At 64.5% G+C, this 25,050-nt stretch carries 26 protein-coding genes; 10 read left to right on the top strand and 16 right to left on the bottom strand.

The window, feature by feature from the left end; translation table 11 throughout:
• Positions 1–290: LysR family transcriptional regulator (locus tag QYL93_RS30845; RefSeq protein ID WP_305747248.1), on the bottom strand; the 290-nt coding region annotated here is incomplete at its 3' end.
• A 50-nt stretch (positions 291–340) separates the two neighbouring features.
• Here QYL93_RS30845 and QYL93_RS30850 point away from each other — a divergent pair.
• The 4 genes from QYL93_RS30850 (at position 341) to QYL93_RS30865 (ending at position 5,435) form a co-directional block, all read left to right on the top strand.
• On the top strand, positions 341–1,984 hold the full coding sequence (locus tag QYL93_RS30850; protein WP_305747249.1) for an amidase: 1,644 nt from the start codon (positions 341–343) through the stop codon (positions 1,982–1,984).
• Positions 1,985–2,980: 996 nt separating this feature from the next.
• A complete protein-coding gene (locus QYL93_RS30855) occupies positions 2,981–3,409 on the top strand; it encodes a hypothetical protein (RefSeq protein ID WP_305747250.1) in 429 nt (142 codons plus the stop codon).
• 259 nt (positions 3,410–3,668) lie between these two features.
• A complete protein-coding gene (locus QYL93_RS32055) occupies positions 3,669–3,878 on the top strand; it encodes a DUF1010 domain-containing protein (protein WP_370877085.1) in 210 nt (69 codons plus the stop codon).
• A 111-nt stretch (positions 3,879–3,989) separates the two neighbouring features.
• Positions 3,990–5,435 (top strand): IS1182 family transposase, encoded by a 1,446-nt coding sequence (locus tag QYL93_RS30865; RefSeq protein ID WP_305747252.1) that lies wholly within the window; start codon positions 3,990–3,992, stop codon positions 5,433–5,435.
• 794 nt (positions 5,436–6,229) lie between these two features.
• On the opposite strand, the gene QYL93_RS30870 is transcribed toward QYL93_RS30865, so the two are convergent.
• The 4 genes from QYL93_RS30870 to QYL93_RS30885 form a co-directional block, all read right to left on the bottom strand.
• Complete coding sequence (locus QYL93_RS30870; protein ID WP_305747253.1) at positions 6,230–6,913, bottom strand: hypothetical protein; 684 nt, start codon at positions 6,911–6,913, stop codon at positions 6,230–6,232.
• A gap of 16 nt (positions 6,914–6,929) precedes the next feature.
• The gene (locus QYL93_RS30875; RefSeq protein ID WP_305747254.1) at positions 6,930–7,352 is read right to left on the bottom strand and encodes a hypothetical protein; all 423 of its coding nucleotides are present in this window, start codon (positions 7,350–7,352) and stop codon (positions 6,930–6,932) included.
• 33 nt (positions 7,353–7,385) lie between these two features.
• Complete coding sequence (locus QYL93_RS30880) at positions 7,386–8,207, bottom strand: ankyrin repeat domain-containing protein (RefSeq protein WP_305747255.1); 822 nt, start codon at positions 8,205–8,207, stop codon at positions 7,386–7,388.
• Between the two features lie 431 nt (positions 8,208–8,638).
• Complete coding sequence (locus QYL93_RS30885; protein WP_305747256.1) at positions 8,639–9,649, bottom strand: AraC family transcriptional regulator; 1,011 nt, start codon at positions 9,647–9,649, stop codon at positions 8,639–8,641.
• 74 nt (positions 9,650–9,723) lie between these two features.
• Here QYL93_RS30885 and QYL93_RS30890 point away from each other — a divergent pair, with 74 nt between their 5' ends.
• Together QYL93_RS30890 and QYL93_RS30895 are read left to right on the top strand one after the other, a co-directional pair.
• A complete protein-coding gene (locus QYL93_RS30890) occupies positions 9,724–10,974 on the top strand; it encodes an MFS transporter (protein ID WP_305747257.1) in 1,251 nt (416 codons plus the stop codon).
• A 17-nt stretch (positions 10,975–10,991) separates the two neighbouring features.
• On the top strand, positions 10,992–12,017 hold the full coding sequence (locus QYL93_RS30895) for an NADP-dependent oxidoreductase (RefSeq protein WP_305747258.1): 1,026 nt from the start codon (positions 10,992–10,994) through the stop codon (positions 12,015–12,017).
• A 19-nt stretch (positions 12,018–12,036) separates the two neighbouring features.
• On the opposite strand, the gene QYL93_RS30900 is transcribed toward QYL93_RS30895, so the two are convergent.
• From QYL93_RS30900 to QYL93_RS30945, 10 genes are all read right to left on the bottom strand, one after another.
• Entirely contained in the window at positions 12,037–13,047 is a 1,011-nt protein-coding gene (locus tag QYL93_RS30900; RefSeq protein WP_305747259.1) for a DUF3014 domain-containing protein, read from the bottom strand.
• Between the two features lie 164 nt (positions 13,048–13,211).
• The gene (locus QYL93_RS30905) at positions 13,212–13,868 is read right to left on the bottom strand and encodes an alpha/beta hydrolase (RefSeq protein ID WP_305747260.1); all 657 of its coding nucleotides are present in this window, start codon (positions 13,866–13,868) and stop codon (positions 13,212–13,214) included.
• Between the two features lie 67 nt (positions 13,869–13,935).
• Positions 13,936–14,790, bottom strand: a complete 855-nt coding sequence (locus QYL93_RS30910) for a dioxygenase (RefSeq protein WP_305747261.1) — start codon at positions 14,788–14,790, stop codon at positions 13,936–13,938.
• A 200-nt stretch (positions 14,791–14,990) separates the two neighbouring features.
• Positions 14,991–17,138 (bottom strand): PQQ-binding-like beta-propeller repeat protein, encoded by a 2,148-nt coding sequence (locus QYL93_RS30915; protein ID WP_305747262.1) that lies wholly within the window; start codon positions 17,136–17,138, stop codon positions 14,991–14,993.
• A gap of 31 nt (positions 17,139–17,169) precedes the next feature.
• Positions 17,170–18,138 carry a ThuA domain-containing protein gene (locus QYL93_RS30920; RefSeq protein WP_305747263.1) on the bottom strand — a complete coding sequence of 323 codons (969 nt, stop codon included), beginning with the start codon at positions 18,136–18,138 and terminating at the stop codon, positions 17,170–17,172.
• Between the two features lie 189 nt (positions 18,139–18,327).
• Positions 18,328–19,110: an IclR family transcriptional regulator gene (locus tag QYL93_RS30925; RefSeq protein WP_305747264.1), complete on the bottom strand. Its 783-nt coding sequence runs from the start codon at positions 19,108–19,110 to the stop codon at positions 18,328–18,330.
• A 176-nt stretch (positions 19,111–19,286) separates the two neighbouring features.
• Positions 19,287–19,700: an alternative ribosome rescue aminoacyl-tRNA hydrolase ArfB gene (gene arfB, locus QYL93_RS30930; protein WP_305747271.1), complete on the bottom strand. Its 414-nt coding sequence runs from the start codon at positions 19,698–19,700 to the stop codon at positions 19,287–19,289.
• 109 nt (positions 19,701–19,809) lie between these two features.
• Positions 19,810–20,733, bottom strand: a complete 924-nt coding sequence (locus tag QYL93_RS30935; protein ID WP_305747265.1) for an alpha/beta fold hydrolase — start codon at positions 20,731–20,733, stop codon at positions 19,810–19,812.
• On the bottom strand, positions 20,733–21,191 hold the full coding sequence (gene aroQ, locus QYL93_RS30940; RefSeq protein WP_057199505.1) for a type II 3-dehydroquinate dehydratase: 459 nt from the start codon (positions 21,189–21,191) through the stop codon (positions 20,733–20,735). The genes QYL93_RS30935 and aroQ overlap by 1 nt, the downstream gene beginning before the upstream one ends.
• A 194-nt stretch (positions 21,192–21,385) precedes the next feature.
• A complete protein-coding gene (locus QYL93_RS30945) occupies positions 21,386–21,739 on the bottom strand; it encodes a hypothetical protein (protein ID WP_305747266.1) in 354 nt (117 codons plus the stop codon).
• 333 nt (positions 21,740–22,072) lie between these two features.
• Between QYL93_RS30945 and QYL93_RS30950 the strand changes: the two genes are divergently transcribed.
• The 3 genes from QYL93_RS30950 (at position 22,073) to QYL93_RS30960 (ending at position 24,667) form a co-directional block, all read left to right on the top strand.
• Complete coding sequence (locus QYL93_RS30950) at positions 22,073–23,896, top strand: glutamine--tRNA ligase/YqeY domain fusion protein (RefSeq protein WP_305747267.1); 1,824 nt, start codon at positions 22,073–22,075, stop codon at positions 23,894–23,896.
• A gap of 93 nt (positions 23,897–23,989) precedes the next feature.
• Complete coding sequence (locus QYL93_RS30955; protein ID WP_305747268.1) at positions 23,990–24,238, top strand: type II toxin-antitoxin system Phd/YefM family antitoxin; 249 nt, start codon at positions 23,990–23,992, stop codon at positions 24,236–24,238.
• 9 nt (positions 24,239–24,247) lie between these two features.
• Positions 24,248–24,667 (top strand): type II toxin-antitoxin system VapC family toxin, encoded by a 420-nt coding sequence (locus tag QYL93_RS30960; protein WP_305747269.1) that lies wholly within the window; start codon positions 24,248–24,250, stop codon positions 24,665–24,667.
• Between the two features lie 163 nt (positions 24,668–24,830).
• Here QYL93_RS30960 and QYL93_RS30965 read toward each other — a convergent pair whose 3' ends face one another.
• Complete coding sequence (locus tag QYL93_RS30965; RefSeq protein ID WP_305747270.1) at positions 24,831–24,968, bottom strand: hypothetical protein; 138 nt, start codon at positions 24,966–24,968, stop codon at positions 24,831–24,833.
• Between QYL93_RS30965 and QYL93_RS32060 the strand changes: the two genes are divergently transcribed.
• The gene (locus tag QYL93_RS32060) at positions 24,909–25,049 is read left to right on the top strand and encodes a hypothetical protein (RefSeq protein ID WP_370877088.1); all 141 of its coding nucleotides are present in this window, start codon (positions 24,909–24,911) and stop codon (positions 25,047–25,049) included. The genes QYL93_RS30965 and QYL93_RS32060 overlap by 60 nt on opposite strands.
• Position 25,050 lies beyond the last annotated feature (1 nt).

Raw genomic sequence — 25,050 nt, forward strand, 5'->3', positions numbered from 1 at the left:
AACAACTGCTGAACTTCGCTCAAACTCAATTTCAACGGCCCACGCAACGCGATGGCACGCGGGGTGGGCGCGAGTCCTCGCCCATGGGGAACAAACAGCGGGTCATCAAAGCATTCCCGCAGCCGCCCCAACATCCTGCTCACCGCTGGTTGGGACCGATGGAGCCGTCCTGCGGCTGCGCTTACAGAACCGGTATCCAAAAGCGCATCCAGTGCAATCAGCAGATCCAGGTCCAGTCCTAACAGTTTCATATTCTGAATGGGTTCATCTGAAATATGCAATAGACGCATTGATTCTAGATCTTGATGATTGAGCCATCAAGCACTGATGAACCTCCTTCGTGAACACTCTCAAACACACCTTGCCGGGATCTTCCGTCCTGACAGCAGCACTGACACCCAATGCATCGGGCAATTCAATGCCCGGACCCCATCGCGCAATACCCTCCAGCGACAGTTGGCCTGTTTCTGAGCAGGACGCACAGATCGTGACACTGACGGCGTCTGACTTGGCACGCAAGATCCAGGCACGGGAGCTCAGTTCTGTTCAGGTGGTGCGGGCGTTTGTCAGCCAGATCGCGCGTTACAACGAAGATTTCAACGCTATCGTCGTGCTGGATCTGAACGCCGCAATGGAACGTGCACAGGCTGCGGACCAGGCGTTGGGGCGCGGTGAGATCTGGGGCCCGTTGCATGGAGTTCCCGTGACGGTGAAGGATACCTATGCAACACGCGGGCTGCGCACGACTGCCGGCTCATCTGATCTGGCCAACTACGTTCCCGAAAATGACGCCGTTGCGGTGGCTCTTTTGCGCCAGGCGGGGGCCATTGTCCTGGCCAAAACCAATGCCGCAACGCTGGCGATGGATATGCAAACGACCAACACCCTGTTTGGAACCACCAACAACCCCTGGAATGTGAAACTGACCACAGGCGGTAGCAGCGGTGGGTGCGCTGCCGCGGTCGCCTCGCACATGTCGCCTCTTTCCTTCGGCTCTGACTTGGCGGGCTCGATCCGCCTTCCCGCCGCTTACACCGGTGTCTGGGGCTTGCGGCCAACCCATGGTGTTGTGTCGATGCTTGGCCATATCCCACCCAAGCCCGACGAGGTGGACGGCATCAGGACCATGGCTGTGTTGGGGCCTTTGGCCAAGAGTGTCGAGGATCTCGAACTGGCCTTGTCGGTGTTGGCGCGAACCTCGCCCGAAGACGCAACGGTCGCTCCGCTGCATCCTCGATCCGCCCAACCGGTAGCGTTGACAGGTCTGAAGATTGCCTATGCGGTCGAGTTGGGGGGAATGCCTGTCGGTGTGGACGTCAAGAAGGCCATTGAACAGCTGGTGGACGCGCTGCGGGCAGCAGGCGCAATTGTCGAAAAGGCCGAACCCCAAGGCTTTTCATACCAACGCGCCTGGGAAACCTGGGGGGCACTTGTAGGGATGCAAGGCGGCTATGAGCGCTCGAACCTTGCACGCCGCATCGGGCGCCTGTTTGCAGGAAAATCGGTAAAAGATATTCCCCACCAGCGCAGGATCCTCGACCCGATCTCCGTTGAAAGCTACATGCGAGCGCTGACAGAGCAGGCGCAGCAAACCAATGCAATGGAGCGATTCCTCATTGGCTATGACGCATGGATCGTCCCTGTCTCGCCGGTGCCCGCTTTTGCGCACCACAAGCACAGCCGGACATTCGGAATTTTCAATGTGTACGATGAGCCGCTGTCAGTGGATGGCAAGGCTGTGCCGTACTACAACGTCACGCAGTCCTACACGACATTGTTCAGTGTCACAGAGGGCCCCGTGGTCTCCATACCCGCATCTCAGACCGCACAAGGATTGCCCGTCGGCCTTCAGTTGGTCGGCCGCCGCTTTGACGACTGGCATTTGCTGTCTGTCGCCAAAGCAATGGAGCCGCTGCTGGCAAGATTGCGGCCCAACCGTGGAGCCAACGGCATTGGCGCACTCGGCGCGGCGATAAATGAATGAATAAATAGCTGAACTCTGATCGTGGCGATTGGTTGAAATCCCACTCACAGCAAATCTAGTCTGCCCACGTTCAACGTCATGCGCAAGCCATTGTTCTCCGCGGTTGCCAACGGGAGCCGCGCGACGGTCGGCACCGTTCCCTTTGTGTTCGTAGGCGCGGTCCATTGGGGAGCGCACGGAGTCCTGGTGGGTCAGCTCATTGGCAACGCCGTGGTTGCTGTCATCGCTTTAGGCCTATGCTGGATCTTCGTGAGGCGCCAGATCATGACTTTGCAGGCGTAGTTGTAGGGGCGGCGTGGTGCTGTCCGTTGGAACGCCCTAGTGTCCCGAGTTGGAAATTCGTCGAATAAATCGTAAGCGGCCGGGCATCCCATCTTGACGGGCAGGTCCGGTGGAGCGTTGGGCTAGACTTCGGCTGTCGGCCAGGAGCGGCCTTTCAGACGTTAGAAGGAATCTCGTCAGGAGCAGACACTGATTCCGTCTGTAGTTCGACGAGAAAATACAACGGGTAGGGTTGGATGCGAATGATTCGAAGGTTGAAGAATGTTGCCGCGCTCGAATCGCCTGGGCCGTCGGAATGCGCGCATTGGTTGTTGCAGCTTGCTGCACCTTTGTCACCCAGCTCCCTGCGTAGACCGTCTCAGCGCTTGAATTTGGAGCCGCCGTTCAACCTAGTGAAGCGCCCCCGCAGTTTGCATCGCCTTCAAACCGAGAAGTCCAGTGGCGACCCACATCCGCCCCAATGGACCAAGCCAAATCACGTACATTGATGAACTCTGCCGCAAGAGGTGGAGGTCGGCTCGGCGATGCGTATTCATTCTTCGCTCCAAAACCCAAGTCATAACTAACAGCACAAACTTCAATTCTCATGAAAAAAATACTTCCTTTCTCGGCCGCGCACTAGCAGTTATTGGATGCTTGGTCGTACTCTCTGGCTGTGCATCGATGTCGACTACCAAGTCTGAGCCCATCGCAAACGGATCCAAAATCTTGATCATGCCTTCACGCGACGTTGTACAAGGGGGGAAAGCCCATGCGCAAGGAGCAGGAAGTGGTAAAAACCTTCAAGTGGCAGTGCACCGCGAACTCAGTACCCTGTCTCAATTCAAGGCGACACCCTTCGAAGCGAATGAAAAACTCAATCACTCTGCGAGCATCGTTAAATCAGACGCCCTAGAAGCGGGCAAGAGCGCTGCGGCCGATTACGTGCTCATCCTGGACCTCGGTGAATTCAGAAACGCTGCGCCAATGACTTTCCGATCTGACTTCGTGACACTCCAAAGTGGTTCGCTCGTCCGCGTGAGCGATGGCAAGGAAACGTGGGTTTTGAATAGCCCAGTGGTCTTGGAAAAATCCAACATAGGAAATCATTTGATTTTGATTGACAACCTCGCCAAATTGGTGGCCGAGTCCATTCTTCGGTAGTAGCCCACGGAGCTTTGCGCTGTTCAATTTCAATTTTTTGTCCGACGATGCAAAGCACAGCGCTAGCTGCATATCGCTGGCCATAAGAAATCCGGGAATGCGAAATGGGTAGTGGTGCGCACGTTTGAAGGGTTCCGATAGGGTTGTAGAGCAAGACTGTCAGAGGGTTTCGCAAAGCTGGGAGTTACTTTGAGGCAAAATCGAAATCAATCACTGCACACCTTCTTAGCAATTCCTCATTCGGGCCTTTGGCGTCCATGTGGCAGGCGCCAGCTGCTATGGTTTTTGCAGCGTTGCGTCGCTTCGGTGGCGCAGTGCTTGTTCGTGGATGGCGCACGTCTTCAAACCATGGCCGTTCGGCGGCTTGGACAACTGTCAACTTCTCCTGTTGCTGAAGGACTGCGCCGGGCGCATTGCCGACTCTCGCCTCATCCCAGAACCAGTCGTTCAATTCGCGCACGGTGAGTGACCGCTTCCCGGTATCAGCGTCCGGCGGCTATGGGCCGAGGCTGTGTGAAAACCCAACCCGAAACCGCTACCCAAAATAAAATACCAGCACCCGATTCAAGCGAGGTGCCCCATGAAGCGATTCATCGAAGGCGAAGACCGGCAACAGGTCACCATGCTACCGGAGTGTCTGGACGACTACATCGCAGAGGACAACCCGGTGCGCGTTGTCGATGTGTTTGTCGAAGAGCTGGATCTTCGGGCACTCGGTTTCGATGGGATCAATCCGGCAGTCACTGGCCGACCTGCGTACCACCCTGCCGTACTGCTCAAGCTCTACATCTACGGGTACTTGAACCGCATCCAGTCCAGCCGCCGCCTGGAGCGTGAAGTCCAGCGCAATGTCGAGCTGATGTGGCTGACCGGGCGCCTTGCACCGGACTTCAAGACCATTGCGGACTTCCGTCGAAGCAACGGCGCTGGCATCCGCAACGTCTGCAAGCGCTTCATCACCATGTGCCGGCAATTGAACCTCTTCTCACAGGCCATCGTGGCCATCGACGGCAGCAAGTTCAAGGCCGTGAACAGCCGCGATCGCAACTTCACGCCCGGCAAGATCGAGGCCCGCCAGCAGCAGATCGAGCAGAGCATCCAGCGTTACCTGGACGCGCTGGAGACCGCAGACCGCACGCAGCCCACAGAGGTCGAAGCCAGGACAGAACGACTGCAGGAGAAGCTAAAAAAGCTGCGCGAACAGATGCGCCAACTCGATGGCATCAAAGAGCAATTGAAGAGCCTGCCGGATGGCCAGGTCTCCCTCACTGACCCCGATGCACGTTCGATGGCCACCCAAGCGAAGGGCTCAGGCGTGGTGGGCTACAACGTGCAGACCGCTGTCGATGCCAGGCACCACCTGGTCGTTGCGCACGAGGTCACGAACGTGGGCAATGACCGGGCACAGCTGCACAACATGGCCTGTGCCGCCGAGCAGGCCATGGGAGGCGAGAACCTGCAGGCCTTCGCCGACCGGGGCTACTTCAGTGGCCCGCAGCTCAAGGCCTGCGAAGACGCTGGCATCACGACCTTCGTGCCCAAGCCGATGACATCCAACGCCAAGGCCCAGGGGCGCTTCGATAAAGGCGACTTCATCTACATCGCCAAGGATGACGAGTACCAGTGCCCTGCAGGCGAGCGTGCGATCCATCGGTTCAGAACGGTCGAGAAAGGCCTGAGCCTGAGCATCTATTGGTCAAGCGCCTGCCCCAAGTGCCCTCTCAAGGCGCAGTGCACGACCAGCAGCAATCGGCGCATTCGCCGCTGGGAGCACGAAGAGGTACTGGAGCGCGTTCAGCAACGGCTGGACAGCAACCCCGAGGCGATGACATTGCGCAGGTCCACGGTGGAGCATGTCTTCGGCACGCTCAAGCACTGGATGGGCTCAACGCACTTCCTGATGAAGACCCTCAAGCACGTGGGAACCGAGATGAGCCTGCATGTGCTGGCCTACAACCTCAAGCGGGTGATGGGCGTGATGGGTATCGCGCAGTTGATGCAGGCGATGCGGATGGTGAAGGCGTGAGGCCTTTGTTGGCTTTTTTAACAGGCCCAAAAAGGCTTCAGGAAGGCGTCAAAAGGCTCCAGGCGCGCCAGCAATGGCTCTGCAAAAGCGCTGGAAGAAAATGAGGCTCAGTGCGGCGGGGATGGAGCTGGCCCGTATGTTTGTTGAGTGTTTCCACACAGCCTCGGCCCCAAGCTGTCGTTTGATTCACTCGTTTACCGAACGAGACTTGGGTCATCCCGGGCGTATTTCGCAGCGAGATCCCGCTGCGACTGGTCCTGACCTTGGGAAAGCAAAGGCAACAGCGCGACCGCCACCAGCGCCAGGGCGCCGGAGAACATCCTCACCAGAGTGCTGCGCCATTCCCGCCCTTTCTATCGAATGAATGCATGGCTGGTAGTTCGCTTGCAGCAGAAAGCGCCATGTAACCGCAAGCTGAGTGACCGCTCTTGGCCGAGGCTGTGTGAAAACGTCGATAGACGACTTTTGCAGGGGTACTTCAACCCTTGCTCGCATCGAGATCGTGCGTTGTAGGCCGATCTGAGCGGTCGACTTCTGAGTCGACTGGCAGGTCAAGGGCGCAACGCGCGTTTTCACACAGCCTCGGCCGCTACCGGAAGTCTAGCCCACCGCCCCAACCGTTCCTCAGCGATGGTTTGGCCGACCATTCACGGCCCTTGCTCACGGTGCTGAACTCTGTGTCCACAGTGCCGGGCTGGCGGTCCAGAAAGCCGAAATACGCAGCAGGCTATCGAGGGAGAATTCCTCGATGGCCTCTGCAAGTGCAAGGGTGCGGTGGTGGGCGGGTTGCATGCTCATGCGCCCAGAGAGTTGTCGATGCCGTTGTCGCGCAGCCAGACCGGGTCGGTCTTCCACAGGTGATCCTGGTCTTCGTGCTCCAGATCTTCGCGGAACTCCGTGCCGCTGCCTTCACGCCAGTTCAGGTGGCCCAGGTGCATGAACCAGGTCTGCACGCGCGGGGCATGCACGCTGCCTTGCACGCAGGCATAGCTGCGGCCCACGTAGTCCGCACTGTCGGGATCGTCATGCCCGGCGGTGGCCAGCACGGCGCGCGTCGCGTCCAGGTCGCCGGTGATCCAGGCCAGGTCGCCCTGCCAGAACTCAAAGGCGCCGCAGCGCACGCTGCCGAAGACGAACAGCGCCTGGCAGCCACGCGTGTCGATGCGCGGAGCCTGCAGGCTGCCATTGACGACCACGGTGCAGGCGCGCTCCAGCAGTTCTTCCAGCGGGGTGATGGCGCCGGCCATCTGGCCGCGCCGCTTGGAGCCTGCGGCCATGGCATCGAAGGGTTCATCGAGCCGCGTGTCGCCATCGAATACCAGCGCCATCAGCGGGCCGCCGGCATGGGGCGATCCGAAGGAAGGGACCATGGTGTCTTCCATCGCATCGTAGCGGCCGTCGCGGTGGAACAGTGCCTCCAGTCCGAACGTGGCGATGGCGGCAGGCAGGGGAATCAGGCGGTGGTTGGCAGGGATCATGGGAGGCAACGGGTTCTCAATGCCGGTCTTCGCCGGCCTGGTAGGTGTGCAGCAGCACGGCGGCGAAGCCGGTGCCGGCCGCGATGTGGCCACACAAGGCGTCGAGCTGAGCCAGCTCCTCGGGCGTGTCCGTTTCGTGGCCGGGGTGGTTGAAAAACAGCGTCCAGCCTGCCTGCGGGTGCTCCGGAAAACGCAGCACTCCGCGCTTGTCCGCATTGGGGTAAAGGTCAAAATACCATCTGGGAGACTGCTTGTGGAACTGGCAGTAGTAGTGGCTGTACTGCGGCTCCAGATCAGGGCGCTCGGGGTTGCGCAGGCCCGTGGGCTGCTTGCGGTACAGCGGGCGCCAGCCCTGCGCCGCGAGGAAGGCGTTGACGTTTTTCACCAGCAGCGCTTCGTCGTCGGTGGCGCAGACCAGTCCGTATTCGCAGGCTTGCATGGGGACTTTTCCTTTCGGTCTGCGTGGCGGTCCTTAGCGCACCGGCAGCAGCTTGTCGGGCTCTTGCCCGCGCTCACGCATGCGTTGGCGCTCTTCGTCGCGCGAGGGCGGGGGCCAGGCCACGCCCATGCCGATGATGCGGTCGCGGACCTGCAGCATACGGCGCTGTGCGAGTGAGCCGCCTTGTTGCCGCCCGATCTGGAACTGCAACTGCCCTGCGAACGATACGCCATTGATGTTGACGAAGTGCGGGCTGGCGCCCCGGTCGAGCAAATACACCACCTGGTCGAGTTGCATGCCTTGCAGCGCCTGCATCAGTGCGGTGTTGCCCAGCGTGTTCTTCTTGTCGATGGCCGCGCCGCGGTCGAGCAACAGCGCGAGCGTGGCGGCGGTGTGCTGTGTGGCGGCATCGAACAGGATGGGCGAGCTGCCGCGCACGGTGTCGGGGCTCACGCCGCCGTCGAGCAGCGCCTGCACGTACAGCGGGCTCTGGGCACGCAGCGCAACGCCGAGCACGCTGCCGAGATCGGGCACCTCCTGCATCGGGCTGGCGCCCGCGCGCACCAGCGCGGTGATGATCTGCAGTGGCCGGGGCTTCTCGCCCATGGCGTTTTGCAGCGCGAAGAACAGCAGCGTCATGTCCTGCGCGCCGGGGCGGTTCAGCCCCTCATGGCCCAGGCGGTGCGCCAGCGGGGCGATGTCTGCCATGACCCCTTGGTAAATGGCCTGCGCCAGGGTGAGCTGGTCTCCGGAGAAAAACGTTGGTGGCTGCCGGGCTGCGGCACCACCGGCCAGCAGCGATTGCAACGCAAGTACCAGAGAGCAGAGCAATGCACGCAGAGGGCGGTGGGTCATGGTGTCTCGTCCGTCAGATGCAGCAGAACCTTGCCATGGTCGCGGCGTGTCTCACAAGCAGTTCGGGGCACTTTGTCATCCTTCGGCTGGGTGGCGCAAGGTGTCCGCAGCCTTGGCCATCTTTGGTGGCCTGTTTTAACGCAGGCTGACGTGCCCTACGGCCCCACGGCTTCAAGACGCAGGTCAATTTCGTGAAATTGTTGGCTTGTTTCGTGAGAGGACATGGAGAATCTCAGCCCAGCGGTCGCCATCAAAATACGCAGCACCACAGGAGTCCCATCGTCCACCACGACGCCCGGACTGCCGGACTGCATATCGCCGCAGCTTTGCTCAGCAGGCTGCCTCGGTGCGCGTGCTGCCTGCGCCTCAACGCCAGGTTGCGTGCCAGGCTGCGTGGTTGACACCATCAGCCCAGGTGCCCGCGGCCTCCTTCACGCCCGCGCCGTGCTCGGCGGGTGCCCGATGATGCGCTTGTACGCCCGGCTGAACGAGGCCTCGGACTCGTAGCCCAGGCGGTTGGCCGCCACAGCCACGCGCATGCCGTCGCGCGCGATCCAGCTGCGCGCCTGCGACATCTTCACCTTGGCCACATAGCGCGCCGGGCTTTCGCCCATGGTGCGCGTGAACGATTCGGAAAAGCTCGAGCGCGATGCGCCCATCAGGTCGGCCAGCAGCGGCACGCTCCAGTCGCGCTCGGGGTCGGCGTGGATGGCGGCGATCACCTTGCCGATGCGCGGGCAGCGCACCGCGGCGATCCAGCCCGTGGGGTTGTTGCAGCTGCACTCCACCCAGGCGCGGATGATGCTGGCGGCCAGCGCATCGGCCAGGCGCGCCAGGATGGCGCAGGCGCCCATGCGGTCCTGCGCCACCTCGCGCTCCATGGCTTCGAGCAGCACCGGCACGGTGGTGTCGCGCCGCGCCAGGTCGCCTGCCACCATCACCTCGGGCATCATGGCCATCAGCGGGTGCAGCGGGTCGAGGTTGAAGCGCAGCGCGCCGCAGAACATCACGTCGGGCGCCTGCGGCGGGGGTGGAGCCACGGCGGCGCCCAGGTGCGCGTTGTTGGCATCGCGCCCGTCCACCAGGTAGATGTTCTCGGACACGGCCTTGCGTGCCAGCGAATCGATGTCCACCGGCGGCACGTCGGGCGAGCTGGCCAGCACGTGAAAACTGCCGTGCGGCAGCAGCACCGCGTCACCCGGGTTCAGGCGCTGCCAGTCGGTCGTGGGTGTGCGCAGCCACGCGCCACCATGGCCCACGAAGTGAAAGCGCGCCGAGCGCTGCGCCGGGAAGGCAATGGCCCACGGCGGGTGCAGCACGCAGCGGCCATACTCCACGCCATCCAGGCGCAGGCCCAGCAGGATCTGGGTCAGCAGGTCCGGCGGGTCGGCAAATGGCTCTTGAGCCACCTGGTCGAAGGGTCTGGATAAAAAGTCAAGCATTTCGGCTTTTATGGCATGGAAACGCCGCCATCTTATCCCTACGATGGCTTTCCATCCACCCGAAGGCCTTTCCCGTGTCCTCCTCTCCCTCCTGCTCCGCCTGCCTTGATGCGCCCACCGGTGCCGTCGTTGCCGAGGCCACGCCCGCCCCCCATTCCGCCCCCGAGCCCACCGAAGCACGCTGGGCCGCCGTGGCCTCCATGGCCCTGGGTGTCTTCGGCCTGGTCACCGCCGAATTCTTGCCCGCCAGCCTGCTCACCGCCATGGCCAGCGACCTGCGCGTGAGCGATGGCGCCGCAGGCCAGGCCGTCACCGTGACGGCGCTGGTGGCCGCCGTGGCCGCCCCGTCGCTGCCACTGCTCACGCGCCGCATCGACCGCCGGATTGTCATGATCGCCTTCACCCTGCTGCTGGTGCTGTCCAACGTGATGTCGGCCCTGGCCGGCAGCATGGCCACACTGCTGGCGGCGCGGGTGCTGCTGGGCGTGGCGCTGGGCGGCTTCTGGTCCATGTCGGCGGCGCTGGCCATGCGGCTGGTGCCGGCATCGCTGTTCGCAAGGGCCATGTCGTTCATCCTCACCGGGGTGTCGGTGGCCACGGTCTGCGCGGCGCCCATCGGCGCCTGGATGGGCGACCTGTGGGGCTGGCGCAGCGCCTTCATTGCGGCCGGAGGCATCAGCCTGATCACGCTGGCCGTGCAGCTGGTGGCCTTGCCCGCCCTGCCCCCGCGCGACAACCCCAACCTCAAGGTGCTGGGTGAGCTGCTGCGCCGCCCACCGGTGCGCGTGGCGCTGCTGGCGGTGCTGCTGGTGATCTCGGGCCACTTCGCCGGCTTCACCTACATCCGCCCGCTGATGGAGCAGATCACGCATATGTCGGTGGCCACCATCACGGCCGTGCTGCTGGGCTATGGCGTGGGCGGCTTCTTCGGCAACTTCGTGGGCGGCTGGATCGCCGGGCGCAGCGAACGCCAGGCCATCGTGGCCGGCGGCGCCGTCATCGCCGTGCTGGCCGCCACCTTGCTGGTGGCCGGGCAATCGGCCGCCATCACGGCCGTGGCCGTCACGCTGTGGGGCTTTGCCTTCGGCGCCTTCCCCGTGGGCTTTCAGACCTGGATCGTGCGTGCCGCGCCCGACCAGGCCGAGGGCGCGGGCGGGCTGCTGGTGGCAGCCTTCCAGATCGCCATCGCCAGCGGCGCCATCTTCGGCGGGCTGATGGTGGACCATGTGGGTGCCCTGGGCGGGCCCGCGTTTGCGCTGGGGGCGCTTACGCTGGGTACCTTGCTCACACTGCGACACGGCCCTCGGCCTGCGGTCGCCGCCTGATTCAGGAAGCAAGCCTCATGGCAACCGAGACCAACCGGCGCATCACGCTCGCCGCACGCCCGCAAGGGCTGCCCGAGCCAATGCATTTCGGGCTAGAGACGCAACCCGTGCCAGAGCCCGCCGACGGCCAGGTGCTGCTGAAGACGCTGTACCTGTCCATCGACCCCTACATGCGCAACCTGATGGATCCCATCGGCCCCGGCTACGCGCCGCCCGTGGACATCGGCGCGCCCATGGTCGGCGGCACCGTGAGCCGCGTCATCACCTCGCGCAACGCCCAATTCCGTGAGGGCGAGCTGGTGCTGGCCAATGCCGGCTGGCAGGACTACGTCCTGTCCGACGGCAGCGACCTGCTGGCGCTGGGCGATGCGGCGCAGCCCTCGCAGTCGCTCGGCGGCCTGGGCATGCCGGGCTTCACGGCCTATGTCGGCCTGCTCGACATCGGGCAACCGAAGCCCGGCGAGACGGTGGTGGTGGCCGCAGCCACCGGCGCCGTGGGCGCCATCGTGGGCCAGATCGCCAAACGCAAGGGCGCGCGCGTGGTGGGCATTGCCAGCGGTGCCGAGAAATGCCGGCATGCGGTGGAGGATTTGGGCTTCGACGCCTGCCTGGACCGGCGCGAGCCCGGCTTGGCCGAGCGGCTTGCTGCAGCGTGCCCGCAGGGCATCGACGTCTACTTCGAGAACGTGGGTGGCGAGGTGTTCGACGCCGTGCTGCCGCTCTTGAACCTGTATGCGCGCGTGCCGGTCTGCGGCTTCATTGCCCACTACAACAACAGCACGCCCAATCCCGGGCCTGATCGGTTACCCCAGCTCACGGCCACGCTGCTGCAAAAGCGCGTGCGCATGCAGGGCTTCATCATCCTGGACCACTACGGCGAACGTTTCGACAGCTTCCGCCGCGAGATGGCTACCTGGATCGCCCAGGGCCAGGTGCGACTGCGCGAGGACATTGTGGACGGGCTGGAGAACGCGCCCGAGGCGCTGCGCCGGGTGCTGCAAGGGCACAATTTCGGAAAGACTGTGGTCCGCGTGGCGGAGTAGTTCAACAGCAGGCGACCACTCACTGCACCTTGGCGGCTGCGGTCGGCTTGGTCGCAGCCGCCTGCGGCTTGGCCTGCGCGCCCTTGCCCGCAGCCTTGGGCACCACACCCGTCGCCACGCGCTTGCGAAACTCCGCCAGGCGCACCTTCAGGCGCTTTTCGTTCTCCGGCCCCATGCGCACCAGTATCTTCTGCCCGCTCGACAGCCCCTGCAGCTGCGGGTCCACGAACTCGTAGCGCACCCAGGGCCGGGTGGAGGTCACTTCGCCCTTCACCTCGGTCAGTTCCACCAGCAGCGGGTCCGTGGGCTCGGGCGTCTTGAGCAGGTGGTCGAGCACGGCCACCAGGCGGTCGTTGAAGTATTTGTTGGGATAGCCCAGTTCCTCATACGCCTGCTGGAACAGCGGGTACAGCCGCGCGTACACCGCCACCGCCTGGTCGACGGGGATCGCCTCGGCAAAGGCCACGAAGGCGCTGTAGCGCCCGGCATTGCTGCCCGCAATGGCCAGTTGGCCGTGGGTGCCGGGCACGCCCTCCACGCTGAAACGGCGCGGCGCCAGCTGCACCGGCCATATGCGCGAGGGCGCCTGGGCGCGGGGCAGGTTGTCCACCGTGGCCACCACGCGGCGCACAAAACCGTCGAGCTGCAAGAACGAGCCCACCGAGGGCTGGCCCAGCAGCTCGGTCAGCGCCTGGGCCACTGCCGCATCGGACTCGGCCAGTTCAGGCAGCTGCGCAGCGTCGGCCGGGGCCAGCGGGTCAATGAGGTTCTGCGGGCCCGTGGGCTCCAACGCAGCAGCCACGGGTGCCGACGCAGCGGCCTCGGGCGGCGCCGCGGCGACAGGCGGCTCGGCCACCGCGTTGTTCTTGGCCTGCCATTGCCACCATGCGTAGCCCGCACCCACCAGGGCCACCACCAGCACACCCGCCACCCAGCCTGCCGCCCAGCCCGTGCTGCGCGGCGGAGCCGGACGGTGGTCGCTGCGCAGTTCGGAGAAATCGCGGTCGGGGTCGAGCACTGGATCGGGCATGCAGGGGTCCTTGCGTCATGGGCCGGGGTGCGGCAAACGCAGCGGCCCGGATGATCATGGCCTGACCATTGGAAACCCTTTAGGTTCCGGCAAGACGTAACGCCCTGTTTTCGTCATGGGCACGCTGCGTGCAAGCAACAGCGCCCGCAGCACGCGGGAGATTCCTACAAGGTCTGCAACCAGTCCACCGTAGCGGCCAGCTCGGCCGGGCGGATCTCGTGCATGCCAGGGAACTCGCGGTAGTTCATGGTGACTGGCAACTGCGCGAAGTGGTCGCGGATGGCATGGGCCTGCACCAGCGGGATCACGTTGTCCTGTGTGCCGTGGCTCACCCACAGCTGCTTGCCCTGCAGCGCAGCGGCTGGCGCGGCGGCTGGCAGCACCTGGGGCAACAGCCGGCTGTGCCACACCATCGCGGCCTGCAGCAGCGCCGGCTGGGTGAGCAGCAGCGACAGCGACATGATGCCGCCCTGGCTGAACCCGCCCACCACCACCCGGCTGGCCGGCACGCCCAATTGCGCTGCGGCAGCCTCCACCGCCTGTGCCACCAGCGCGCGGCTTTGCAGCTCCTGCGGCTCGTTGATGGTGCGGTCGCCATTGGGCGCCACCGAAAACTCGAACCAGGCGTTGGCCCCCGGCCCCATGCGGAACGGCGCGCGCAGGCTCAGCACATGGAAGCGCCCGGGCACATGCGGCGCCAGGCCGAACAGGTCCTGCTCGTTGCTGCCCACGCCGTGCATCAGCACCAGCAGCCAGGGCTCGGCGGTGCCGGCGGCGGGGGGACGGTGCAGGTAGGTCAGCGGCAGGTTGGGAGCGGTCATGGATGAGGATGGTTGGGGTGGAAGGGCTGGCGCCGCACCTGGCGGCACCGAATGCACCATTGTCAGGTCAGTGGGCAGCGGCAGCAGGTGCCGTTGTGGGCTGGAGCGCGAAGGCATCCATGGAGAGCATGCTGTACATGACTTCGCGGCTCAGGTACTGCGGCCGCAGGTCGTCGCCCGCCGCGCCCAGCGCGAAGAAGAGGGGCAGAAAGTGGTCTTCCGTGGGGTGCGCGCGCGTGGCATGCGGGGCCTGGCTGCGGTAGTTGAGCAGCGCCTGCATGTCGCCACGGGCCAGCGCATCCTCGATCCAGCGGCTGAACTCGAGCACATAGGGCGCAGGCTCGCGCGCCCCGCCAAAGAACTCCGACAGGTTGTGCGTCATGCTGCCCGAACCCACCACCAGCACGCCCTGGTTGCGCAGGCCGCGCAGCGCCGCGCCCAGCGCAAACACTTCGGCGGGGCCCGCGCCCACAGGCAGTGCCACCTGCACCACGGGCAGGTCGGCATCGGGGAACAAATGCATCAGCGGCACCCAGGCGCCATGGTCGAAGGGCCGCGCGGCATCGCCCTGCGCGGCCACGCCAGCCGCCTGCAGCAAGCCCAGCACCTCCTGCGCCAGCGCAGGCGAGCCCGGGGCCGGGTACTGCAGCTGGTACAGCGCCTGCGGAAACCCGCCGAAGTCATGCCAGGTGGCCGGCTGAGGCCCCGTCATCACCTGCGGGCTGCGCGCCATCCAGTGCGGCGACATGATCACCACGCCGCGCAGCCCCGGAAACTGTGCCCGCAGCCCCTGCCCCCACTGCGTGAGCGCAGGGCCGGTGATGCCGGCATCGATCGCGAACAGCGGAGCGCCGTGCGATACGAACAGGGCGGGGACCTGGGTGGACGAAGAAGGAGAAGGGGCTTGGGTGGTGGCAGACATGGGGCGCGTACTTTCTCTCGGGTCTGAGAGTACTTTAGGACTTACCTGGGCCGAGACCAAGCACCGGGGGTCAAACGGATTGTTGCGATTTTGGCGCCAATGAATGCCCTGACACGCTGACACGCCCCAAGAAAAACGCATCCCGAAGGATGCGTTTGAGTGCCCCCGTCAGTTGGCGGGCCGGTGAATGGGGATCCGCCTCAGTAGACCACCACCTTGCCCGTGGAGCGCGGACTGTAGCAGTCGTTGTAGAAGTACTCGCCGGGCTTGTCGAAAGTGTGCTGGGCCGACTGTCCGGGGGCGAGGCGGAAGTTGAAGCGCCCTTCGAAGAACTGCGTTGCACAGTGCACGCCGGTGTTGTCGGCCGGGTTGGTGAACGTCACCGTCGTGTTGGCGGGCACGCGCATCCAGGTCGGCGTCACCGCATTCACCGCGCCCGATTCCACTGCCCCCGGCGTATTGGTCGCCGTGGGGATGCGGCCCAGGATGACGGTATTGGGCGTTGGCAAAGCGGCCCCCTCCACAGGGTTGCCGGACACGGGACGGCGTACCTGTGGCGGAATGGGCGCGGGCGCCGGTGCGACGGTGCCGCCCACCTTGAAGGCCCACAGGTGGTCGCCCCGCGGCGCATCGCTGTACGGGATGGACGTGCCGCCGGCATACACGGCAACATACTGCTCGCCGTCGATCTGGTAGGTGACCGGGCTGGCGCTGATCGACGCGCCGGTCTGGAAGCGCCAAAGTTCTCTTCCGTTTTCTGCTTCCATCGCCAGCAGGTTTCCGTCCGGCTGGCCGATGAACAGCAGGTTGGAGGCCGTGGTCAGGATTCCGTTGCCGTGTGCCAGCGAGTACGGCATCTGCTTTTTCCAGCGGACCAGGTTGGTGCTCGGATCGACGGCCACCACCGCGCCGGTGACGTACGAGCCGGGCGGCCGCAGGCCGTTGCTGGATTCGCTGAGCGAGTGCGCGGCCCCCACGTACCCCATGCCCGTGTAGACCAGGCCTGTGGACCGGCTGAACGACTGGTGGTTCCAGTTGGCACCGCCGCCGTGGCCCGGCATGGAGAGAATCGGTGTCTCCCAGTGCGGATCGAACAGGCAGCCGGTCTGGTAGTTGGGCACCGCACGGTTGGGATCGCCGGGAACCTCCGTACCCAGGGGTTGCTGCACCACGCACAGCTCGGTGAAGCCACCCTGCTTGGGATACGGCTGCGTCGGCCACGTGGCCTGGCGCGCGTCCTGCTTCACGGGCCGCTCTTCAATTCCCAGCGGCGCACTGCCATCCTTGCGGTCCAGGATGTAGTACATCCCGGTCTTGCTTCCGTAGATAACCACCTTGCGCTCGCGCCCTTCGATCTGCACATCCGCCAGCACGGGGGACATCACGTTGTCCATGTCCCAGATGTCGTGATGGACCGACTGGAAGTGCCACTTGTAGGCGCCGGTGGTCAGGTCCAGAGCGACGATCGAGTTGGAAAAAAGGTTCTGCCCAGGCCGCTCCGAGCCGTCCTGCGACGAACCGCCGCGCACGTTGCCGAAGGTCCAGTACACCAGGTTGAGTTCGGGGTCCACGGCGGGGTGGATCCATGGCGTGGCCCCGGTCCGCTTGGCCTCTTCCGCACCGCCCCAGGTTTCATAGCCACGCTCTCCCTGGCGTGGTATGCCCCAGAAGTAGTTCAGCACATTGCCGTTCGTGGCATCGGCGGCAAAAGCCGCCCCGCGGTTGCCGTCGTTGGTGCCAACGTGCAACCGGCGGTTGTGGTACACGATGGCCACCTTTTGCACGGCCCCCAGGTAGTTCGGGTCGGTGGCGTCGGTCGGGTACTGCTTGATCCAGGCAACCGCGCCCGTGTCCTTGTTCAGCGCCACCAAGCGGTTGCCGTTGGCGACGGTGTAGACCAGGCCCAGGTCCTTGGCCACGGCCACGCCGCGGCGGGTGATCACGCCGTACGGAGTGGTCCATTTCCACTTGGTCGCGCCCGTCTTGCCGTCCACGGCAATCACATTGCCCAGCGCCGATTCAATGTAGATCACGCCATCGACCACCACCGTGGTGCTCTGGTTGGTTCCGGTGTTCAGACCCCCTTCGATCCGGTTGGTCCATGCGCCCCCCAGATTGGCGACGTTCTGCTTGCCGATCTGCGCCAGCGCCGAGTAGTTCTGGTTGCCCAGGTTGCCGCCGACCTTCGGGAAGTCCTTGTCTCCCGCAGTACAGCAGTTCTGCAGGTCTGCCGCTGCGCCAGCAGCGTTTGCAGGGCCGCCATTGCTTCCCCCGCACCCGTGCAGGAAGGCGGCCGTGGCCAATGCGACTGCCGTGAGCGACACAGCCGTGGTGAGTTTCTTGTGCATCGATGTCTCCTTGCAGATGGAACCCGGCGGGCTACTTGGTCGCGGTGCAGAACGGAGTAAGTCCCATGACGGACTTCACGCCCTGGACGACCAGCTTCTGAAACGCCTGGGCGCCCGGTCCTTCGGAATTGGCCTGAAACGAGTGCGTGTTGTGGCCCAGCGTGGTGAGCCAGGCCCGGCCGCCGTCGTAGTATTGGCACCAGGCGACGGGGTGGAAGTCCTTGTGGCCCGGGTGTGGGCTGGCGGTCAGCGGATCGAGAGTCGCCGTGTCCACCTTCGCGAGGAACTTCACGTTCGTCGGAAACGGCGTGAGGTTGTACCACTCGTCCTGGAACGCGAATCGTGCCGGCACACCCTGGGTGGAAGGGTCGTCCGCCAGGATCTGCACGTCACCATTGCGGTTGGGGGCATGGTTGTAGAAGTTGGCGTTGCCCAGCAAGCCCTCGTAGTACGGCCAGTTGTATTCGGCCCCGAACGCATTGTGCAAGCCCACGAAGCCGCCGCCGCGCCGCATGTAGTTGCGCAGCGCGGTGCGGGCGGCATCGTTGCTGGTGGTGACGGCTTCGTTCCACAGCGTATCGCGGTTGGAGCTGGCGAACACCACCGCCTTGTAGTTGTTGATGCGGTTGGCGATCACCGTGACGTCTTCCGTCCAGTCTGCGGCAATTCCCGCTTCCTCGAACATCCGCTTGAGGCCCGCCTGCATGACGTTGTCCGCATTCATCGCCGGATTAAGTCCGGCGGCCATCGGGGTACCCAGGTTCGCGTGGCGCGGCCCCGCCGTGCGCGAATAGATCAGTACCCGGTTCGGGGTGTTGGCGAAGGCACCCCAATCGTTGTAGCAGGCCGGATCGACCCCACGGCACACGTTGTAGTACGGGTCGATGCTGGGGGCCACCACCGTTTGCGGGTCGGAGTCGCCGCCGCCACAACCCGCCAGTCCCATCAAGATCGCTGAAAGCATGCCTGCCAGATGCAGGGCGCGTGCCGAAGTGTTCAAAGTTGTCTCCTGTGTGGTTCTGCGTTTGTCGGAACGAAGGTCTCCCCGGTCCGCCAATGCATACTAAACACAATGGAAACATTTTCCAATATGGAAACTCTTTCCTTTTTACACTTGAAAACACTTTTCAGATGGCTAGCAGGCACCTCCGGTCCAGGCGACAAGGGGCAAGCGCATGGCCATTCCTTGTCAGGGGCGCTTACGAAACAGCGCGGAAGCGCCACTGGCCCGTGAAACCTCTGCCGCAGTCGAAAGGATGTCGGGAGCCAGCTTTGCCATGCGCTGCTCGGTCAGTCGGACCATGGGTCCGGCGATGGTGACCACTCCGACCGCAACCCCGTCGGCGCCAAACACCGGCGCAGCCATGGCCGTCATGCCAGGGGAAAAGACCTCGACAATCGTGCTGTAGCCTTTGTCACGGGCTGCATTCACATAGTCCATCACGGCTGCAATGGAGGTTGGCGCATTCGGGCCGAAGTCACGGGGATTGCACAGGCCTTTTCGCGCCACTAGGGACAGCGCATCGTCTTTCGGCAGCGTGGACAGCCAGGCATGGCCCGCGGCACTGCACGCCAGCGTGACCGACAGGCCCATGTCGGGGTCATACCGCAAACCGTGGCGGGCACCCTGCGCCTTGGCGACGAAGATGAGTTCTTCTCCATCCACGACAGCCAGGCGCACCAGCTCCCCGGAAACGCTCGCCAGCTGGTCGAGCAGCGGCTGCGCCAGGTCGACAACTCCCGTGCGGCTCAGGTAGGCGAGCCCGATCGACACCATCTTGGTGGTGAGCCGGTAGTGGCCATCACGGGTGTCCTGCGATACATAACCGTATCGGATCAGGTCGGCCAGCAGGCGGTGGGCTGCAGACAAGGGGAGCTCCAAACGGCCGGCAAGCGCCGACACCGCGCTTCCTTCAGGATGTTCGGCCAGGTACTCGAGAACCTTCAGGCTGCGCTCTACTGCTCCGCTCATTGCACCACTCCACCGGTTCAACATCCCGGCACAGCAGGACTGTAGCAATCTCCCGAGTCAGATTCCGTGCGGGAAATTTTTTCAGATCATCCATGGCGTGTCGCTCACCTGCCCGCGCAACGTCCCCAAGTTTGAGGAAAACGGTCTTGTTCACGCCATGCGCCGAGTCGCGCCGCTCAATCCACTACCCTGCCCCGCAACGCCTTCGTCTCACTCCGCTGGCTCTTGCCCTCCAACCGCCGCTGCTTGGACCCATAGGTGGGCTTGGTCGCCCGCCGCACGCGCGGCGGCGCGGCCACGGTGTTGACCAACGCATTCAGCCGCTCAATCGCATCGCTGCGATTCTGCTCCTGGCTGCGGTACTGCTGGGCCTTGATGACGACCACGCCCTCTTGCGTGATGCGCGAATCGCGCAGGGCCAGCAGGCGCTCCTTCACGCCTTCGGACAACGAAGACGCGGCGATGTCGAAGCGCAGGTGTACGGCGCTTGAGACCTTGTTGACGTTCTGCCCGCCGGCACCCTGGGCGCGCATGGCGGTGATGTCGACCTCGCGCTCGTCGACCTGCAGCACGGCGACCTGGCCGTTCACGCGCGGGGCCTCCTGCGGCGGGCGCGGTGGACGTGGCGCTGCCTCGGGCAAGGCTGCGGCTGCTGCGGCAGGCGCCGGTGGCTTGGGGTCGAGCGGGGTGTCTGCCATGTCAGCCCCTTCGGCCCGCCGCGCCATCGGCCAACGCCGCCAGCAGCGTCTGTAAAAAAGCCTCTGGCCGCTCGAACTGCACCCAGTGCCCGGCATCGGCCACCAGGGCCATGCCGCGAAAATCCGGCACGGCGGCGGCATACGCAGCCTCCAGCTCGGCCATGAAGCCTTGGTACAGCGCATCGGCTTCGCCGTAGATCACGTGCACAGGGCAGGTCACCTGCGGCAGCGAGCGGGCCAGGATGTCGGTGCGCGCCAGGCGGCGGCGCGTCATGCGGTCGCGCACCACATTGCCCACATGCACTTCAAGCGCCAGGCCCTCCACCAGTGCCGGGTCGCGCAGCATCAGCGCGGCCAGGTTGTAACGGTGCATGTCGAGCTGCTCGGCGGGCGGCAGGTGGCGCCAGCCCTTCAAGCGCACGGGCCGCTCGGCCACCACGCCCATGGCGGGGGCACCCACCACCACCAGCTGGCGCGCCAGTTCGGGGTGGGCCGCCAGCGTGAGCCCAGCGGTGAGCCCGCCGAACGAAAAGCCCACCAGGTCCACCGGCTGCGGGCCGAACAGCGCGCGCAAGCCATCAGCCATGGGCTCGACCAAGGCATCGGCATCGCCGCCCTCCGGCGGGGTGGCCGAGTCGCCAAAGCCCGGCAGGTCGGGTATCCAGATCTGGCGGCCGGCGGCCACCAGGGGTTCGATGTTGCGCACCCAGTGCGTCCAGCTGCCGCTGCCGCCGTGCAGCAGCACCAGCGGGGGCTGGCTCTCAGAAGCCTCGCCCCAGCTGTGCCACACCATGTCGCCGCTGCCGCAGGGCGTGGTATGGCGCTGCGCCGGCGCCCGCAGGCGGTCGATCTCGGGGGAAGGCAGGCGGGCGACCTCGCGCGCAGGGGCTGCGGGGTTGTGGTCCTCGTCGTCCCCAGCGGCCATCACATGCCCGCCAGGCCGTCGATGGCCAGCGCATAGCCGCGCACGCCAAAGCCGCACATCACGGCCTTGGCCGCTGCGGCGATGTAGGAGTGGTGGCGGAAGGCTTCGCGGGCGTGCACATTGCTGATGTGCAGCTCGATCAGCGTGATGGCCGTGCCCTTGGTAGCGTCGTGCAGGGCCACGCTGGTGTGCGTGTAGGCCCCGGCATTGAGCACCACACCGGCCAGTTCACCAGCAGCATGCAGGCGGCCGGCCTCGTGGATCCAGTCCACCAGCGCGCCTTCGTGGTTGCTTTGGTGGAAGCGCAGCGCAAAACCGTGGCGCTCGCAGGCCTCAACGCACATCTGCTCGACATCGGCCAGGGTGTGCGCGCCGTACACGGCGGGTTCGCGTGTGCCCAGCAGGTTCAGGTTGGGGCCATTCAGGACAAAAACGGTTTTCTTCTGGGCAGACGACATGGTGCAGCAGCTCTCCGGGCGTTGGGATGGGCCTGCCGATCGTTTGCCAGGCAAGCCGAGGTGGAAGCGCCAAAAACGCTCCCTGCCAACGCGGGATTATGCGGTGCCCGCCACCGTCGCACAGAGCCCCTGGCCACCCCCAAAGGAGTGGCGCAGGGCTTGGCGGCCCTTACGGGCGCGCCAGGCGCAGCAGGTCAGCGGTCCCAACGGCCATGGCCGTGGCCATGACCGTGGTGGCGATGGCCGTGGCCGTATCCGCCGCCGCGGTAGTAATACGCGGGTGGGGGAGGCGCGTAGTACACCGGTGGGGGCGGTGCGTAGTACACCGGCGCAGGGGCCGAGTACACCGGGCGCGGCGCGTAGTAGACAGGCGCCGGGGCAGAGTACACCGGGTAGCCGTTGCCCACGCCCACCACCACACCTGGCGAATTCAGGCCTATCGACCAGTTGACATCGCTGCGGGCCTGGGCGGAGCCGGCGGCTGCAAATAGCGCCAGGGCCACACCAGCGGCGGCGGCCATGGACTGGATAGAACGGGTTTTCGTCATGTAAATCTCCTGGTAGTGGAGGCGGCACCCTTGGTTGGGATTCGCCTCACTGGTACTCAACGCACCAGATGTCCGAAAGGATGGCACGAAACACCATCTTTATTGTTTCTTTACGTACACGTGAGTGCGCACTCCTGCGCAATAGTTCACACCAGAATGCTCCAGTTGCAGGGTTCGGCAGGAAATCGCCTGCGCACGCAGGCTGTTTTAGGGGGGCCGCGGTGTTACAAGTCCGGCGCTGTAGGCCCCGGCTGCAGCGCGCTGCGAGCCCCCTGGCGCCCCTGGCCGCGCTGCACCGCAGCAAGCGGCCCGGCCTGCCCATAAAATGGGCCCATGACCACGTCCACCCCAGCCAACACCACTGCCGCAGCCCCCGAAGCGGCCCCTGAGACCGCCAAGACGAGCAACTTCCTGCGCCAGATCATCGAACAGGACCTGGACAAGGGCACCTACGCCAGCCGCCAATGGGGTGGCACGCCAGGCGATGCTGCCCACCACGCCAAGGGCCAGCCCGACCCGGCCAAGATCCGCACGCGCTTCCCGCCCGAACCCAATGGCTACCTGCACATCGGCCATGCCAAGAGCATTTGTATCAATTTTGGCCTGGCGCGCGACTACGGCGGCGTGTGCCACCTGCGCTTTGACGACACCAATCCTGAAAAAGAAGACACCGAATACGTCAACAGCATCATCGATGCCGTCAAATGGCTGGGCTTTGACTGGAACGGCAGCCCGAACGCAGCCCCCTATCAGGCCAGCGACTATTTCGACTTCATGTACCGCGCGGCCGAATACCTGGTCGAGGCCGGCCACGCCTACGTGGACGAGCAGACCGTGGAGCAGATGCGCGCCAACCGCGGCGACTTCGGCAAACCCGGCGTCGACAGCCCCTTCCGCGCCCGCACGCCGGCCGAAAACCTCAAGCGCTTTCGCGAAATGCGCGACGGCGAGCACGAAGACGGCTCCATGGTGCTGCGCGCCAAGATCGACATGGCCAGCCCCAACATCAACATGCGCGACCCGGCGATCTACCGCATCCGCCGCGCAACGCACCACAACACCGGTGATACCTGGTGCATCTACCCGATGTACACCTATGCCCACCCCATCGAGGACGCGCTGGAGCAGATCACCCACAGCCTGTGTACGCTGGAGTTCGAAGACCAGCGCCCCTTCTACGACTGGCTGCTGGAGCGCCTCACCGAAGGCGGCCTGCTGGGCAACCCGCCCCCCCGCCAATACGAGTTCTCGCGCCTGAACCTCACCTACGTGATCACCAGCAAGCGCAAGCTGGCCCAACTGGTGTACGACCACAAGGTGAGCGGCTGGGACGACCCGCGCATGCCCACCATCGTCGGCCTGCGCCGCCGCGGCTACACGCCCGAATCGCTGCAGGTGTTTGCCGATCGCATCGGTGTGACCAAGAGCGACAGCTGGATCGACTACAGCACGCTGGAAGGCTGTCTGCGCGAAGACCTGGAGCTCAAGGCCTTCCGCGGCATGGCCGTGCTCAACCCCGTCAAGCTGGTGCTCACCAACTGGGACGAGGTCATGGGCGCCGGCCACCTGGAGCCCTGCACCCTGCCCTCGCTGCCCCACCCGCCCGAAGGCGTGGAAAGCCCCGAGCGCCACTTCACCATCGGCAAAGAGGTGTGGATCGAGCGCGAGGATTTCGAGCAAGTGCCCCCCAAGGGCTACAAGCGCCTGTTCCCGGGCAACAAGGTGCGCCTGAAGGGCGGCTACGTCATCGAGTGCACCGGCTGCACCAAGGACGCCGACGGCAAGATCACCGAAGTGCTGGCCACCGTGGTGCCTGACACCAAGAGCGGCACCCCCGGCGCCGACACTGTCAAGGTCAAGGCCGCCATCACCTGGGTGGGAGTGGCCGACGGCGTGAATGCCGAAGTGCGCATGTACGACCGCCTGTTCCTCGAAGCCCAGCCCGACGCGGGGGGCAAGGACTTCATCGAAGGCTTGAACCCTAGCAGCCTGAAGACCGTGACGGCCATCGTGGAGCCCTCCCTGGCCAACGCGATGCCGGACGACAAGTTCCAGTTTGAACGGCACGGCTACTTTGTGGCCGACCGGGTGGACCATCAGCCGGGCAAGCCGGTGTTCAATCTGGCGGTGGGGTTGAAGGATTCGTGGGGGAAATAAGCTTCACCTAGACAAAGGCGCCATGGGCGCCTTTGCTGTTTCAGCGCTTGCGGTCTACAATCTGACCTGTCTAGTCAGATATCCAGGAGCACTATGCAAACATGGCAAATGCAGGACGCCAAGGCCCGCATGTCCGAACTGGTGAAATCCGCCCAGAGCCAGCCGCAGGACATTACCGTGCACGGAAAGTCGGTCGCCGTCGTGGTTTCCCGCGAAACCTTCGACCGGCTTTCGCAGGCGCAAGGCTCGCTGGTGGACTTCATGCAGCGGTCGCCCCTGTTCGGAGCCGACGATGTGGAGTTTGAACGCGACGCCAGCCTGACGCGCGAGACGGGGTTCTAGGCCGTTTCCATGAGCTACCTGATCGACACCAATGTGCTTTCCGAGTTGCGACGCAAGGCGCCCGATCATGGTGTGGTGGACTGGTTCAACAGACGCCCGCCCAGCACACTGTTCCTCAGCGTATTGACCCTAGGCGAAATTCGCAAAGGGATAGAGGTTGCATCGGACGCGCAGCGACGCCAGGTACTGACCGACTGGCTCGAAACGGATCTGCCGCTTTTCTTCACGGGCCGTGTACTGTCTGTGGACGCGCCTGTCTCTGATCGATGGGGCAGGCTGGTTGGCGCCGCCGGGCGCCCCCTGCCCGCCATCGACAGCCTGCTCGCTGCCACCGCGCTGGTGCATGACCTGGTACTCGTAACGCGCAATACCAAAGACTTTGCGGGGCTGTCTGTGCAACTGTTCAATCCATGGACAGACAAGCAATGAGCGCCTGCCAGACCTCCCCTGCCCACCCAGTTGATGCTCGGGCGTGCCAGCAAGCGGCACGATCACCGATACTGGAGTCCGTGATACCTGACCCGAGGAATGCCCCTCCTACCGGCGCCCACGTCGCCATGGTCAATGTCGCCTTCACCTGGGTGAGCGCCGTCTACGGCGTGCAGTCCGAAGTGCGGAGTATGACCGCCTGTTCCTCGAAGCCCAGCCCGACGCGAGCGCCAAGAACTTCATCGAAGAACCCTCGCTGGGCCATGCCCACAGGAACGAAATTTTCCAGTTCGATCGCCACGGCTACTTCGTCTTCGACCGGGTGGACCAAGAGCCGGGCAAGCTGCTGTTCAACCTGGCGGTGGGGTTAAAGGGTAGCTAGG

Source organism: Acidovorax sp. A1169 (assembly GCF_030704685.1).
Taxonomy (GTDB): Bacteria; Pseudomonadota; Gammaproteobacteria; order Burkholderiales; family Burkholderiaceae_C; genus Acidovorax.

What these genes read in the sequence shown, in the direction of transcription:
- QYL93_RS30855 (WP_305747250.1), top strand. Translation starts at nt 2,981, where the DNA reads ATGCCTTCACGCGACGTTGTACAAGGGGGGAAAGCCCATGCGCAAGGA.
- QYL93_RS30865 (WP_305747252.1), top strand. Translation starts at nt 3,990, where the DNA reads ATGAAGCGATTCATCGAAGGCGAAGACCGGCAACAGGTCACCATGCTA.
- QYL93_RS30870 (WP_305747253.1), bottom strand. Translation starts at nt 6,913, where the DNA reads ATGATCCCTGCCAACCACCGCCTGATTCCCCTGCCTGCCGCCATCGCC.
- QYL93_RS30875 (WP_305747254.1), bottom strand. Translation starts at nt 7,352, where the DNA reads ATGCAAGCCTGCGAATACGGACTGGTCTGCGCCACCGACGACGAAGCG.
- QYL93_RS30880 (WP_305747255.1), bottom strand. Translation starts at nt 8,207, where the DNA reads ATGACCCACCGCCCTCTGCGTGCATTGCTCTGCTCTCTGGTACTTGCG.
- QYL93_RS30885 (WP_305747256.1), bottom strand. Translation starts at nt 9,649, where the DNA reads ATGCTTGACTTTTTATCCAGACCCTTCGACCAGGTGGCTCAAGAGCCA.
- QYL93_RS30895 (WP_305747258.1), top strand. Translation starts at nt 10,992, where the DNA reads ATGGCAACCGAGACCAACCGGCGCATCACGCTCGCCGCACGCCCGCAA.
- QYL93_RS30900 (WP_305747259.1), bottom strand. Translation starts at nt 13,047, where the DNA reads ATGCCCGATCCAGTGCTCGACCCCGACCGCGATTTCTCCGAACTGCGC.
- QYL93_RS30905 (WP_305747260.1), bottom strand. Translation starts at nt 13,868, where the DNA reads ATGACCGCTCCCAACCTGCCGCTGACCTACCTGCACCGTCCCCCCGCC.
- QYL93_RS30910 (WP_305747261.1), bottom strand. Translation starts at nt 14,790, where the DNA reads ATGTCTGCCACCACCCAAGCCCCTTCTCCTTCTTCGTCCACCCAGGTC.
- QYL93_RS30915 (WP_305747262.1), bottom strand. Translation starts at nt 17,138, where the DNA reads ATGCACAAGAAACTCACCACGGCTGTGTCGCTCACGGCAGTCGCATTG.
- QYL93_RS30925 (WP_305747264.1), bottom strand. Translation starts at nt 19,110, where the DNA reads ATGAGCGGAGCAGTAGAGCGCAGCCTGAAGGTTCTCGAGTACCTGGCC.
- QYL93_RS30935 (WP_305747265.1), bottom strand. Translation starts at nt 20,733, where the DNA reads ATGGCCGCTGGGGACGACGAGGACCACAACCCCGCAGCCCCTGCGCGC.
- aroQ (WP_057199505.1), bottom strand. Translation starts at nt 21,191, where the DNA reads ATGTCGTCTGCCCAGAAGAAAACCGTTTTTGTCCTGAATGGCCCCAAC.
- QYL93_RS30945 (WP_305747266.1), bottom strand. Translation starts at nt 21,739, where the DNA reads ATGACGAAAACCCGTTCTATCCAGTCCATGGCCGCCGCCGCTGGTGTG.
- QYL93_RS30950 (WP_305747267.1), top strand. Translation starts at nt 22,073, where the DNA reads ATGACCACGTCCACCCCAGCCAACACCACTGCCGCAGCCCCCGAAGCG.
- QYL93_RS30955 (WP_305747268.1), top strand. Translation starts at nt 23,990, where the DNA reads ATGCAAACATGGCAAATGCAGGACGCCAAGGCCCGCATGTCCGAACTG.
- QYL93_RS30960 (WP_305747269.1), top strand. Translation starts at nt 24,248, where the DNA reads ATGAGCTACCTGATCGACACCAATGTGCTTTCCGAGTTGCGACGCAAG.